At 70.2% G+C, this 13,470-nt stretch carries 13 protein-coding genes; 7 read left to right on the forward strand and 6 right to left on the reverse strand.

Annotated features, from left to right (window positions below):
* Positions 1-150 precede the first annotated feature (150 nt).
* Complete coding sequence (gene lysS, locus RJT50_RS02595; RefSeq protein WP_313693818.1) at positions 151-1,866, reverse strand: lysine--tRNA ligase; 1,716 nt, start codon at positions 1,864-1,866, stop codon at positions 151-153.
* Complete coding sequence (pyrH, locus tag RJT50_RS02600; protein WP_313693820.1) at positions 1,863-2,579, reverse strand: UMP kinase; 717 nt, start codon at positions 2,577-2,579, stop codon at positions 1,863-1,865. Before pyrH ends, lysS begins: the two co-directional genes overlap by 4 nt.
* A 432-nt stretch (positions 2,580-3,011) precedes the next feature.
* On the opposite strand from pyrH, the gene RJT50_RS02605 reads away from it, so the two are divergent.
* The 3 genes from RJT50_RS02605 (at position 3,012) to RJT50_RS02615 (ending at position 5,630) form a co-directional block, all read left to right on the forward strand.
* Positions 3,012-3,791 carry a molybdopterin synthase gene (locus RJT50_RS02605; protein ID WP_313693823.1) on the forward strand — a complete coding sequence of 260 codons (780 nt, stop codon included), beginning with the start codon at positions 3,012-3,014 and terminating at the stop codon, positions 3,789-3,791.
* A gap of 266 nt (positions 3,792-4,057) precedes the next feature.
* Entirely contained in the window at positions 4,058-4,315 is a 258-nt protein-coding gene (locus RJT50_RS02610) for a DUF7123 family protein (RefSeq protein WP_313693825.1), read from the forward strand.
* Between the two features lie 178 nt (positions 4,316-4,493).
* Positions 4,494-5,630, forward strand: coding sequence for a site-2 protease family protein (locus tag RJT50_RS02615; protein ID WP_313693827.1), 1,137 nt, complete (start codon positions 4,494-4,496; stop codon positions 5,628-5,630).
* Positions 5,631-5,787: 157 nt separating this feature from the next.
* Here RJT50_RS02615 and thiL read toward each other — a convergent pair whose 3' ends face one another.
* The gene (gene thiL, locus RJT50_RS02620) at positions 5,788-6,657 is read right to left on the reverse strand and encodes a thiamine-phosphate kinase (protein WP_313693830.1); all 870 of its coding nucleotides are present in this window, start codon (positions 6,655-6,657) and stop codon (positions 5,788-5,790) included.
* 134 nt (positions 6,658-6,791) lie between these two features.
* On the opposite strand from thiL, the gene RJT50_RS02625 reads away from it, so the two are divergent.
* A complete protein-coding gene (locus RJT50_RS02625) occupies positions 6,792-7,820 on the forward strand; it encodes a lysylphosphatidylglycerol synthase transmembrane domain-containing protein (protein WP_313693833.1) in 1,029 nt (342 codons plus the stop codon).
* Positions 7,821-7,940: 120 nt separating this feature from the next.
* Positions 7,941-8,396, forward strand: a complete 456-nt coding sequence (locus RJT50_RS02630) for a 30S ribosomal protein S19e (RefSeq protein ID WP_313693834.1) — start codon at positions 7,941-7,943, stop codon at positions 8,394-8,396.
* Between the two features lie 263 nt (positions 8,397-8,659).
* On the opposite strand, the gene RJT50_RS02635 is transcribed toward RJT50_RS02630, so the two are convergent.
* The 3 genes from RJT50_RS02635 to RJT50_RS02645 all read right to left on the reverse strand — a co-directional run bounded on the left by RJT50_RS02635 (position 8,660) and on the right by RJT50_RS02645 (position 10,537).
* On the reverse strand, positions 8,660-9,478 hold the full coding sequence (locus RJT50_RS02635; protein ID WP_313693835.1) for an arylamine N-acetyltransferase family protein: 819 nt from the start codon (positions 9,476-9,478) through the stop codon (positions 8,660-8,662).
* 114 nt (positions 9,479-9,592) lie between these two features.
* Complete coding sequence (locus RJT50_RS02640) at positions 9,593-10,186, reverse strand: DUF7411 family protein (protein ID WP_313693836.1); 594 nt, start codon at positions 10,184-10,186, stop codon at positions 9,593-9,595.
* A complete protein-coding gene (locus RJT50_RS02645; RefSeq protein WP_313693837.1) occupies positions 10,187-10,537 on the reverse strand; it encodes a DNA-binding protein in 351 nt (116 codons plus the stop codon). It abuts the gene before it with no gap.
* Between the two features lie 350 nt (positions 10,538-10,887).
* Between RJT50_RS02645 and hisS the strand changes: the two genes are divergently transcribed.
* Positions 10,888-12,204 (forward strand): histidine--tRNA ligase, encoded by a 1,317-nt coding sequence (gene hisS / locus RJT50_RS02650; RefSeq protein WP_313693838.1) that lies wholly within the window; start codon positions 10,888-10,890, stop codon positions 12,202-12,204.
* A gap of 423 nt (positions 12,205-12,627) precedes the next feature.
* On the forward strand, positions 12,628-13,449 hold the full coding sequence (gene truA, locus RJT50_RS02655; RefSeq protein ID WP_313693840.1) for a tRNA pseudouridine(38-40) synthase TruA: 822 nt from the start codon (positions 12,628-12,630) through the stop codon (positions 13,447-13,449).
* The last annotated feature ends 21 nt before the right edge of the window (positions 13,450-13,470 follow it).

Below are 13,470 nucleotides of genomic sequence, written 5' to 3' on the forward strand. Positions count from 1 at the left end.
TCGCCACGCTCGCGTGAGCAGCCTCCTGTGCTCCTCGCGGGCGTCGACTCAACCCCATCAGGAGGGACGGGTCACGCGCGCAAAACGCCAAACAGCGCCGACCGCAGGAAATGCCCCGCGTGACCCGACCGTTCGGTCAACGCGAGAACCCTATTCCTCGCGCCGAAGCCGCCGGACGACGAACTCCCGCTCCAGTTCGCCGAGGAACTCCCCGAGCCGCGGCCCCTGCGTCTCGTCGAAGAACAGCCGGTAGCCCGCCGCGAAGAAGTCCGACACCTCCACGTCGTGCCGGCGGGCGGTCTCGTGGATTTCGCCCTGGATCGCCTCGCCGTCGTGGCCCGCCGCGACGAACTCCGCCAGGTCGTCCAGGGCCGCCTCGACGTCGGCGTCGAACTCGTGGTCGGGGAGGTCCGTCTGGAGTCGGTAGGCGTACTCGTTGTCGTTGCGCTCGGCCCAGCGACGGGCGCGCTCGACCCGTTCGAGCGCGTCGTCGATGGCCCACTCCGGGGTCTCGTCGGTGAAGTGTCCCTCGTCGCGTGCCAGTTTGATCCTGAACTCGCGGTCCTCGACCATCCCGAGCACCGCCGCGAACGTGTACGGGAGGCGGACGCGTTCGGGGCGGACCTCGTCCACGACGAACGGGTACGCGCGCTCGGCGAGCGCCGTCAGGTCCTCGTCGGCGTCCGCCTCGCCGAAGGAGACGCGCTCGAACCGGTCGAACTCGTCGACGAGCAGGTCCAGCCGTTCGAGGTTCAGGTCCTTCGCCTTCTTCGGATTCCGGGCGAAGAAGTAGCGGAGCACCTCCGGCTCCACGAGGTCCAGCACCTCGCTCACGGTGACGACGTGGCCCTCCGAGGATGAGAGCGACTCCCCGTCGAGCGTGAACCATTCGTACACCATCGGCACCGGCGGTTCGTTCCCGAGCACGTTCCGGGCGACGTCGACCCCCGAGGGCCAGGAGCCCTCGGCGTGGTCCTTCCCGAACGGCTCGAAGTCGACGCCGAGCACCTGCCACTGGGCGGGCCACTCGAAGCGCCAGGGAAGCTTCCCGTCCCGGAACGACGCGGTCCCCTCGTGCCCGCAGCCCTCGATGTGTCGGCCGCCGGCCTCGATGCCCGAACAGCGGTAGTCGACGGTCCGCGCGTCGAGGTCGAACCCGAGGATGTCCTGGGTCAGCGTCCCGCACTCCCCACACTGGGCCATGAACGGCACGTAGTCCGCGTCGACCCCGTCCTGGTACTTCGCCAGCGTCTCGCGCGCCAGGTCGACGTTCCGGAGGACGTGCTCGAGGACGTCGTCGAACGCCCCCTCCTCGTACAGCTCGGTGTTGGAGACCATCTCCACTGGAATCCCCAGCGCCTCGGCGTCGGCCGACAGCAGCGCCGCGAAGTGGGCGGCGTACGACTCGTGGCCGTCCTCGAACGGGTCCGGGATGTCGGTGTAGGGTTTCCCGAGGTTCTGCCCGAGCGCGCCGGCGTTCACGTCGCCGAGTTCGACGACGTTCCCGTCGGTGTCGGCGAGTTTCCGGGGGAGCTTCCGGAGCGCGTCCCGGTCGTCGCTGGTGAACACCTGCCGGACCTCGTGGCCCCGCTCGCGGAGCACTGCGGCGACGAAGTAGCCGCGGATGATCTCGTTGAAGTTCCCGATGTGGGCGATGCCGGACGGGGAGACGCCGCCCTTGATGACGATCGGTTCGTCGGGGTCACGGGCCTCGATCTCGTCTGCGACCTCGTCGGCCCAGAACGCCCGGTACTCGTCGTCACGCCCCTCACGGTCGCCGCCGCCGACCGCGTGCGGGTCGATGGACCCGTCCACGTCGCCGGCTTCCTCGCCTCCGGGCCCGCCGCCGTCCGCGTCGGCGCTCATCGCTGCGCCCAGTACGTCGGCTCCTCGCCGCCCGTCGGGACGATGTCGGTGCCGGTGTGCTCGCCGCGGAGCACCGCGTCCTCGACGGCCGCGGGGTCGTGTCCGTCGAGCACGACCGTCCGCATGCCGGAGCGTTCGATGAGTTTCGCCGCGAGCAGGTCGACCGGCGCGGACGCGCCGGCGTCGCGGCTCATCGGCGCGATGATGTCGACCAGTTCCGCCGGGGTGAGTTCGCCGTACTGCTCGGCGTCGTCGACCTCGTTCGGGTCGGCGTCGTAGATGCCGTCCGCCCCGGTGGCGTACACGAGCAGGTCGGCGTCGACGTACTCCGCGAGCGCGGCGGCGACGGCGTCGGTCGTCTGGCCGGGCATGACCCCGCCCATGACCGAGATGTCGCCGCGGCGGATGGCGTCGCCGGCCTCGTCGTAGTTGTGGGCCGGGGTCGGGTCGACCATCTGGCCCAGTGCGGCGATGAGCAGGCGGGCGTTGATGCGGGTGACGTCGATGCCGAACTGGTCGAGCTGGACCTCGTTGGCGCCGAGCTCGCGGGCGGCACCGATGTAGTCCCGGGCGGTCCCGCCGCCGCCGACGACCGTGCCGAGCTCGCAGCCCTCGTCCGCGAGGCGTTCGATGGCGGCGGCGTGGCCCGACACCCGCTCCGGGTCGAGTTCGGGCGCGAGCACGCTCCCGCCCAGCGAAATGACGACTCTCATTGCAACGGCGTTGCCGCGATTCGCTCTTAAGGCTCCCGGACTGGTCGTTCCGCGGGTCGCGCTGGCGGGGACGTCCTTCCCGGTTTCGAACGACCAAACGACCGGATGGCGCGCGGCGGCCGCCCCTCGTGGGCGGCCGACTCGCGCGAGGGATAGAGTGAGGGGAGCGACCGAAGGGAGCGCCGAGCGAATCGGCTGGGGAGGCGTGTGGCCGTGCCGTGCGGAGCGGGTGCGGTGGGTGGGACTGAAAGGGGCCGCGGGGGCTTTCGATGGGCCGAAGCGACGACCGAACCAACGCTCGAACCGAGAGCAGCCGGGGCTTTCGAGGCAGACACCATACTCTCAGTCGATCACACGATCGCCCCGACTCAACGAACACGAACCACCGAGACTGGCCGAAGGTCTAAGCCGCTCGCACGCCCCCACTCTCCCATGCAGGCACTGAGCATCGTCGGCCCGGACGCCCACGCCGTGCTCGACTCGCTCGCGGCCCGCCTCGACGGCCGCGTGGCGACGGTCCGGCGGGCCTACGTCGAGGCGGAACTCGGCCCAGAGGACGCCGATTTCCGGGTCGACGAGGACGGGTCGTGGCGCGGGACCGGCCGGGGGGAGTCCGTCGACGCCGTCCTCGACCGGCTCGCGCCGGAGTTCGACTACGCGCTCGTGGCCGGCTACTCGCGGCTGCGGCTCCCGACGGTCGTCATCGGCGAGGAGTCCGTCCCCGGTGACGTCGTGGCGCGCCACGGGGACGTGGGCGACCTCGATCTCGACGCGCTGGCGACCCGGATCGACGACGTCCAGCCACACGTCACCCTGGAGACGCTCGTTCGGGCGGTCAACGCCCACGAGGACGCCGAGCGCTCGGGGGCCGTCGCCACCTTCACCGGGCGCGTCCGCGCGAAGGACTCGCCCGACGACGACCGGACGACGCACCTCGCGTTCGAGAAGTACGACGGCGTCGCCGAGGAACGGCTCGAACGGATCGAACGGGAACTCGAAGCGCGCGATGGCGTGTTCGCGGTTCGAACCCACCATCGCGTCGGCGTCGTCGAGGACGGCGAGGACATCGTCTTCGTCGTCGTGCTGGCCGGCCACCGGGCCGAGGCGTTCCGGACCGTCGAGGACGGCATCGACCGCCTCAAGGACGAGGTTCCCATCTTCAAGAAGGAGACGACCACCGACGAGGAGTTCTGGGTCCACGACCGCGCGTGAGTCACGTTCGGTCCCCGCGACGGCCGGATATGGGCCAATATTGCCTGATTACGCGCCCGTCAGCCCGGCGTCAGACGGCGGCTCTTCAGGAGAAAACGAACGGTTCTAACACGGCTATAAAACATCTAACCGTCTCCTGAACCGTCGTGAACGGTTTCGTTTCCCCCGTTTCACGCGGCGCCTGACATGAACGGAGTCGAATTACCGGTAACGGACGCGCCCTTATACCATCCCCTGGGCAGTAGGCAGGAACGAGGTGACACAGGATGAGCGCAACTGCAAACCCCTCCACCGAACCTGACGTCGATAGCCCCTCCAAGGAAGAGCGCCTCAAGGGCTTCCTGCTCTCGAAGGCCCAGGATGGCGAGCTCTACTTCAAGAGCAAGTTCATCGCCGAGGAAGTCGGGCTCTCCCCGAAGGAGATCGGCGCACTCATGGTGAAACTCAAGGACTCCGCCTCGGAGCTCACCATCGAGAAGTGGTCGTACACGAGCGCGACCACGTGGCGCATCGAACCGGCATAACGAACCGACCCGACGACCGATCGACCGGCGGATCGAATCGGCGCACAGTTCGCTCACGCGTGGTCCCCGCACGCGTCGAACGACCGGCCCCTCGCGGCCTCGTCCCCCGCTTTCCTCCGGTTCCCATCGTCGATAGCGCCGGGGAGGACTTATCCATCCGTGGACCGAACGCTCGCCAATGAGCGAAGCGGTCCCGGGGGACGTCCCCCGGCCCCCGGAACTGAACGCCGTCTTCCACCTCTCCGAGGTGCGGACCGACGGCGAGCGCGTCCTCTACTACGGCGTCAGCGACGTGGGCGAGGACGCGCTCGTCGAACGGATCTGGCCGGCGTTCCGCGAGCGAGGGTACGAGGTCCAGGTCGTCCAGACGGACCGCGGACTCGACGTCGTCGTCGCCCGGCCCTACTCGACCGGCGTCGACGGGGTCCCGTGGACCAACGTCGTCCTGTTCTGTGCGACCCTGCTCTCGACCCTGCTCGTGGGCGCGACCGCGTGGTACTACATCCCCTTCTCGGCGATCCGCGAGAACCCGCTCGTCGCGCTCCAGGCGTGGCCGTTCACCGCGGCGGTGCTCGGGGTGCTGTTGACCCACGAACTCGGCCACTACGTCATGGGCCGGTACCACGACGTGGACGTGTCGCTCCCGTACGTCATCCCCTTCATCCTCCCGTTCGGGACGATGGGCGCGATCATCCGGATGCGCGGGCAGATGCCCGACCGGAAGGCGCTGTTCGACATCGGCGTCGCGGGGCCGCTCGCGGGGCTCGGGGCGACGGTCGTCGTCACGGTCGTCGGCCTCCTGCTCGGCCCGTTCCAGGTCCCGGCTGAAATCGTCCAGCAGGGCGGGCGCGTCATCGTGTTCAACAACCCGCCGTTGCTCGATCTCATCGCGGGCGCGATCGGCCAGCCGACCGGCTACGCCGACCCGAGCCGGACGGCCCACCCGGTGATCATGGGCGCCTGGGTCGGGATGTTCTTCACCGTGTTGAACCTCCTCCCGGTCGGTCAGCTCGACGGCGGACACGTCGTCCGCGCGATGGTGGGCGAGCGCCAGGAGACGGTCGCCTCGCTCGTCCCCCTCGCCCTGTTCGGCGTCTCGGCGTACCTCTACTACGTCCGCGACCTCGGGCTCAACGAGTCGGTCGGCCTCTGGGCGTTCTGGGGGCTCTTCTCCGCGTTCATCGCCTACCGCGGCCCGGCGAACCCCATCGACGACTCGTCGCTCGACGGGAAACGGATGGCCGTCGGCGTGGTGACGTTCGCGCTCGGCCTGCTGTGTTTCATGCTGGTTCCGATCCGCGTCGTGACGCTGTGATCGGGCCGCCAGCCGCCCCGGCCGACCTCCGTACTGATCCATTCCGGACCTGACTCGTCCCGGACTGATCCATTCCGGACCTGACTCGTCCCGGACTGATCCATTCCGGACCTGACTCGTCCCGGACTGATCCGTCCCGGACCCGACCCGTCCCGACTCAGTGACTGTATCCGCGGTCCGGCAGCGGCTCACCGTCCATCTCGACGCCCGACCCGGTCACGGTCCCGATGCGCGTGAGCGCCGTCGGCGACGCCGCGCGCGCCGCCTCGACGTCGCGCTCGGGAACCGTGCAGACGAGTTCGAAGTCCTCGCCGAAGAACAGCGCCAGTTCGCGCTCGTCGGCGTCGTCACCGGCGACCTCCGTCACGGCCGGGTGAATCGGAACGGCGGCGTCCTCGACAGCGAAGCCGCAGTCGCTCGCGGCCGAGAGCTGGTGTAACGAGCGCGCGAGTCCGTCGCTCGAATCCATCATCGCGGTCGCGTATCGCCCGACCGCGCCCCCGGCGGCGACGCGGGGGGTGAACCGGAACAGCTCGTTTCCGCGGTCGACGTCGCCCCGGTCGAACCGCCGGACGGCGGCCGCGGTCCGGCCGAACGACCCGGTGACACAGACGGCCTCGCCGGGGTTGGCCCCCGAGCGCGGAACCGGGTCGTCGGTGACGCCGACGGCGGTCGTGGCCACGGTGAACTCGTCGGTCCTGTCGAGGTCGCCCCCGACGTACTCGCCGCCGACCGCCTCGCAGACGTCGCGCGCGCCGCGGACGTACGCGAGCAGTTCCTCGTCGTCGAGCGTCGGCGCGGCGTAGGCCGCGACGGCAGCCTCGGCGCTCGCGCCCATCGCCGCCACGTCCGAGAGCGAGGCCCCGACCGAGCGCCACCCGGCGGTGTAGCGGGTGACGCCGGGCGGGAAGTCCGTCGTCTCGTGGAGCATGTCCGTCGTGAGCACGCGGTCGCCCACGACGGCACAGTCGTCGCCGACGCCGGGGAGTTCCCCGGCGAGCAGCGAGAGCGCCTCGCGTTCGTCCATCGACGGAGTGTCGGTGTGGCCGGCCCGAAACGCTTTCGACGTGGGCCGGTCTGACCGCCCCGGATCGGGCCGCCACCGCCCCGCCGCCCGAATCTTTCGACGGCTTGATACCGCGCCCCGCCGGACTCGGGGGCATGGATCGGGACCAGCTTCGGGCCACCGTCCTCGGGTTCGGCGGCGCGATCGCCGTCCTGTCCGTGTTGCTCTACTTCGTCGGCGTCGACGAACTGGTGGCCGAACTGTCCCGCGCCGACAGCTCGACGGTGCTGCTCGTCGTCGGCGTGACGCTCGCCTGGCTGCTGGCCTGGGCGATCGCGCTCAAGACCGTCCTCGGGGTCCTCGGCGTCTCAGTCTCGCTTCCCCGGTCGTTTCTGGTGTTCAACGGGGCGATGTTCTCGAACAACGTCACGCCGTTCGGGCAGGCGGGCGGCGAGCCGGTCGCGGCGCTGCTCATCTCGAAGATGGCCGACACCGAGTACGAGAAGGGGCTCGCCGCCATCGCCAGCGTCGACACGCTGAACTTCGTCCCGTCGGTCTCGCTGGCGCTGATCGGGGCGGCCTACTTCGCCACCGAGACGACGTTCGGCACGCGATTACAGCTCGCCACCGGCGCGGTCGTCCTCCTCGCGGTCGCCGTCCCCGGCGCGGTGTACGTCGGGTGGAAGTACCGCTACAGCCTGGAGAACCGGGTCGTCTCCGGGCTCACGCCGCTCATCCGGTGGATCACCGACCGGATCCCGGGCGTCCCGGTCCCGACCCCGGCGTCGCTCGAGTCCCGGATCGGCCACTTCTTCGGCGCGATCGAGCGCGTCGCGACCGACAGGCGGGCCATCGCGGTCTCGCTGGCCGCCTCGACGCTCGGCTGGGGGTTACAGATGTCCGGGCTCTGGCTCGCGTTCGTGGCCATCGGCGAGTCCATCCCGTTCTCGGCGGTGCTGTTCGTGGTGCCGATGGGCGCGATGGCCGGAATCACGCCCCTCCCGGGCGGGACGGGCGGCATCGAGGCGGTGCTCGTGGCCGTGCTCGCGGCGCTTCCGGGGGTCACCATCGGCGTGGAGACCGCGCTCGCGGCCGTGGTCATCTACCGCGGCGCGGTGTACTGGGTGCCCGTGCTCGTCGGCGGGACGGTCGTGAGCGTCGTCGGCGCGGACAGCTTCGGCTGAGCAGTACCGATGGAACCGCCGGACGACGGTCGTTGCTGGCCGGCCGGTACGGGCCGTGTGGCCGACCACGAGCGGCGGAGATACGACGAGTTTAAACGGCGGGACACTGAATTCGGCCGTATGGTCACTCTCTACGACGTCCCGGCGGCGGACCTCATCGAGGAGGTCGCCGACCGGCTCGAGGAACGCATCGAGGAGCCGGAGTGGGCCGGCTTCACGAAGACGGGTCCGAACCGCGAATTGCCGCCCCAGCAGGACGACTTCTGGTTCGTCCGCACGGCCTCGCTGCTCCGCAAGGTCGCGGACAACGGCCCCATCGGCGTCGAGCGCCTGGCGACCGAGTACGGCGGCTCGAAGGCCGGTACGAACCGCTACCGCGTCTCCCCGTCCGAGCACTCGGCCGGCTCGAAGAAGATCATCCGGGTGGCGCTCCAGCAGCTCGAGGAGGAGGGGTTCGTCGAGACCGCGAAGGGCGAAGGGCGACGGATCACCGACGACGGGACGGCGTTCCTCGACGAGGCCGCCGGCGACGTGCTCGAGGAGCTCGATCGGCCGGAACTGGAACGCTACGCGTAACGTTTCCCCTGTTGTGGCGTGTGGTTTTCGAACGTGATCGGTGAGCGACCGGTATCGTTTCCAGTTGCTAGCGGGGTCGGTGGCCGTGTGTCCGGCTGGGGCAGCAATCGTCGGGGAGTCTCCTGATCGGTGACCTCGAGCGCCGCGGGGGCGCTCCGGAACTGCGTCAGACCGACCGACTCGACGACCGAGTCGGCCACCGCCGTTCCCCACTCCGTCGGTTACGTACCGACCTCGGGGACGGATCCGGCCGAATCGATCACTCAGGAGGACTCGTACCGGAGGCCAAACTCGCGTTCCAGCGCCTCGAACCACTCGTCCTCCGTAACCGACTCCCCGGTTTCCTCCCCGTCCACGTTCCACGTCACCGAGTCCACGCGCAACTTCACGTGTCCCCCGGGTGTCGCAACCGAGACCACGGGGTCGCCCGTGAACGTCGACTCGGGCGCGCTCTGGAGGTAGTCACACGTCGCCTCGAAGTACGACAGCGAACGCGGCTCGTCGCTGAACAGGTACCGATCGGTCCACTCGTCACTCCCGGGCTCCCGGTACTGGGTCAGGTACGTCTCGTCGGGGCGGTCGCTCTCGACGACGCGCCAGGCGTAGCCCGCCGCATCGACCACCACCGCGCCGTCGAGCGGCGTCGGGCGGCGCATCGTCGGCACGCCCATCCCCACGTCCACCAGATACCGACGGCCGTCCGGTTCGACGACGTTCGCGTGGTGGTTCGCGGGCGGGCGACCGGTCCCGTCGTCGCCGACGACCCTGGCGGCGACCCGGTCGACGTCGACGCCGAGGTCGGCGAGCAGCGCGTGGGCCAGGCCGTTGAGTTCGAAACAGAACCCGCCGCGCTCGCGCTCGACGATCTTCTCGTACAGGTGCGGCAGGTCGAGAACCACGCCCGCGCCGTCGTCGGATCCGTCGAACGGGTGACCGGTGACGGCGAGCGTCTCGAACGGCACCGAGCGGACGTGTGCCGTCTGGAGGCGCTCGATCGCGTCCAGGTCGGGCCCGCCCGGGGCGTGCCACGCCGGAGCGTCGGGGTCCAGCCCGATTCGAGTCAGGTAGCGGTCCGAATCCATGGTCGTCCCGGCCGGACCTACCGGGCCGACGGTCAAAAGCGGTCCCTGAACCTCGTTCCTGTAACGGGGCTGATCCGTCCGCGGAATCGGCGGACGTGACTCACTCCAGCGTGCTCACTCCAGGGTGCCGCGGACGTACGTCTGCTCGTGAGCCGGGAACACCTCGGCGACGGCGTCGTCGCCGCCGTCCGCCCGGAGGAGTTCGCGGAGTTCGCCCTCGTAGTCCGACTTGGGGATCTCCTCGCTCGGGCCCGATTCGACCTCGAGCGTCTCCCCGACCAGCCGGTCGACCGCGTTGCGGCCGAACCCGGAGAGCGGGGCGATGTAGTCGACGCCGTGTCGGTCCTCCAGCGACTGGGCGAACGCCCGCGAGACGGAGGGGACGCGGTCGTCACGCCGTGTGCCGTCGGCGACGGCGTCGACGTCGAGCGCGGCGACCTCCTCCATGGCGTGCTCGTGGACCTGCTGGATGCCGTTTCGGGGGTAGCCGTCCTCGCGCATCGTCTCGACTGCCTCCGCGGCGACCTCGGGGTCGAGTTCGTGCGTCTCGAACGGGAAGCCGAGCGCCGCGGCCGCCTGGCGCGCGTGCTCGTGGTCGTCGGTGACGTCGAAGTGGGCCGTGACGAGCCGGACGTCGTAGAAGCCGTCGAGGACGAGCGCCGCGAGCGAGGAGTCCTTCCCGCCGCTGTAGAGGAGCGCGAGTTCCATTCAGCGGCGGCGGATGTCGAAGCTCTTCTGCTCGGGCTGGAGTTCGCGCAGCAGCGACTTCATCTGCTCCTCGTCGATGCGGTCCTGGATGCGCCCGCTCTTGGCCAGCGCCGTGACCTGCTGTTTCACCTGCTTGGCGAAGTCGGGCTTGCTCATCTCGACGGCGTTGAGCCGCTGGCGCGCGCCGTCGGTGAGGTACTGTTTGAGCAGCGCGTCCTGCTGTTGCTGGGCGCGCTCCTGGGCGGCCTGCTGGGCCTCCTGGTCGCCTTCGCCGCCGGCCTGTTCCTGAAGCTCCTGCATCTTCTGCTCCCGGAGCTCCTCCAGTCGCTCGTCGTCGGGGGTTTCGCTCATGCTGGGTGTGCGTTACTGTGGCGCGGCCAAAACGATTGCGGGTGAGGCGTGGATGGTGTGGGGAGAGTTGGTACGCGGGCGGTCACCGTCGCTTCTGCTCCGTCGGCTCATTCTCCTCGATGCAGTTCCGGAAACTCCCGGCCACTCTTGGCTCCCGGTGTGCGGTCTTCGGTCCTGGCTTGGTCGTCGTGGCGGTCGAAACGACGACCAAACAACCGCAGAAGCCGACAGCCACGGGAGTCCGCGAGGCGACTCACGTCGTAACATCGCGACCGACCGAACCCACCGACTCCGAAGGAAGAAACGGAAGAACCACGACCTTAAACCACGTCACGCGAATACTCCGACCCATGCCCACCTACGAGCGCCTGAAGGGGTTCCGCGACTTCTACGCCCCCGAGATGGCCGCGCGCCGCGAGGTCATCGACACGATCGAGGACGTCGCGCGGCGCTACGGCTTCCGGGAGATCGACACGCCGCGGCTCGAACGCGCCGAGATGTGGACCGACAAGAGCGGCGACGACATCGTCGACGAACTGTACGCGTTCGAGGACCACGGCGGCCGCCACGTCACGCTCGCCCCGGAACTGACGCCGACCGTCGCGCGGATGTACGCCGCGAAGGCCCAGGAGCTGTCCAAGCCCGTCAAGTGGGTATCGACCCGGCCGTTCTGGCGCTACGAGCAGGTCCAGCAGGGCCGCTTCCGCGAGTTCCACCAGACGAACGTCGACGTCTTCGGCTCCGCGGAACCCGAGGCCGACGCCGAGGTGCTCGCCGTCGCGGCCGACGCGCTCACCGGCCTCGGCCTGACGCCCGAGGACTTCGAGTTCCGCGTCTCCCACCGCGACATCCTCGGGAGCCTCCTGCGCTCGTTCGACGCCCAGGTCGACGTGACCGCCGCCATCCGCGCGGTGGACAAGTCCGAGAAGGTCGACGAGGACGAGTATCTCGGCCTGCTGTACGACGCCGGCCTGTCGTACGACCAGGCGCGCGAGTTCGACTCGCTGCTCGACGTCCGCGACCCGGCGACCCTCGACGAACTCACCGAGTTCGCGCCCGACGCCGAGGGGCTCGCGGACGCGGTCGAGAACCTCCGTGCGGTGCTCGCTGCCGCCGAGGACTTCGGCGTCGGCGAGCACTGCGACCTCTCGCTCCGGACCGCGCGGGGGCTGGACTACTACACCGGCGCCGTCTTCGAGTGCTTCGACTCGACGGGCGAGGTGTCCCGCTCGGTGTTCGGCGGCGGGCGCTACGACGACCTCATCGAGGAGTTCGGCGGCCAGCCCACCCCCGCGGTCGGCGTCGCGCCGGGCCACGCCCCGCTCGCCCTGCTGCTCGAACGCGCCGGCGTCCTCCCCGACGCGGAGCTCTCGACCGACTACTACGTGCTCGGGGTCGGGGACACCCGCGACGTGGCGGCGCGGGTCGCACGGGACCTCCGCGCGGGCGGCAACGTCGTCGAGTCGGACGTCGCCGGTCGGAGCTTCGGCGCGCAGATGGGCTACGCGGACTCGGTGAACGCCGAGACGGTCGTCATCGTCGGCGAGCAGGACCTGGCAGACGGGAACGTGACGGTCAAGGACATGGGGTCGGGCGAGCAGACGACCGCGCCGGTCGAGGAGTTCCCCGGCGGACTGGAGCGGCCGACGTACGACGACTTCGCGTGATTAGTCAGGTTTGGGGGGCTATGGGTTGTTGCAGCCTTCGTTGAGTCGTTCTCGAACGGCCCCAAGGCGCTTGGCTTCGGTGCAGGTCCGGTAGTCGTGGCGCACCCCTCGAAAGGCCCCCGCGGCGCTCGGCTCCCACGAACCGCGCTGCGCTCCTCGTCACTCGCGTTGCTCGCTCCTGTGGTGCTTGCGGGTTCGGGGTTCGCCGAGAGCCGCGGCCCCTTTCAGTCCCACCCTCCGCACGGCACCGCACCTCACCCTCCCCAGCCTCCTGTGCTCCTCGGTTCACTCGCTTCGCTCGTTCACCTGCGGTGCTCGTCCCTCGCGCGCGTCGCCTCGCCCCTTGGGGGCTCGCCGTCACGCGCGCCGTCCGGCTGGTTCCCATCCACGTCGCCTAAGTCGGACGCCCGCCTGCCACGAATCGTGCGCGCGTTCCGAGTCGCCTACGACGGCCGGCCGTTCTACGGCTTCCAGCGCCAGCCGGACGTCCCGACCGTCGAGGGCGCGCTGTTCGACGCGCTCCGCGCGCTCGACGTACTGGAGGACGACGATCGGAAGCCGCCCGGCTACGCCGCCGCCGGCCGCACCGACGCGGGCGTCTCCGCGGTCGCCCAGACGGTCGCGTTCGAACCCCCCGGCTGGCTGACGCCCCGCGCGTTCAACGCCGAACTCCCGGGCCGGATTCGCGTGTGGGCCAGCGCCGACGCCCCCGCCCAGTTCCACGCCACCCACGACGCGGCCGGGCGCGTCTACCGGTACCACCTCCACGCGCCCGCCGACGGGCCGGCCGGGTCGGACGCGCCGCTCGACCGGGCGCGCGACGCTGCCTCGCGGCTCTCGGGCGAACGCGACTTCCACAACCTGACGCCGGACGACGACGGGACGGTCCGGGAGCTCGACTGCTCGGTCGCCCGGGACGGGGAATTTCTGGTGGTTCGGGCCGCGGCTGGCGGGTTCCCGCGCCACTTCGTCCGAAAACTCGTCGGCGTCGTCCACGGCGCGGCGACGGGCCGGACCGGACCCGAGCGCGTCGACGCGGTGCTCGGCCCGGAGCCGCTGGCCGACGAGGCCGGCGTCCCGATGGCGTCGGCCGAACCGCTCGTGCTCGTCGGGGTCGACTACCCGGACCTCGACTTCGACCGTGATTCGCAGGCAGCCGGGACGGTGGCGGACGTCTTCGGGGCTGCACGGACGGACGGGCTCGTTCGCGCGCGCATCGCGGACGAGGTTCTCGACGGCGTGTAAGCCTGAACTGCCGGGTCGCCC

It is taken from the genome of Halobaculum sp. XH14, assembly GCF_032116555.1.
GTDB classification, from domain to species: domain Archaea; phylum Halobacteriota; class Halobacteria; order Halobacteriales; family Haloferacaceae; genus Halorarum; species Halorarum halobium.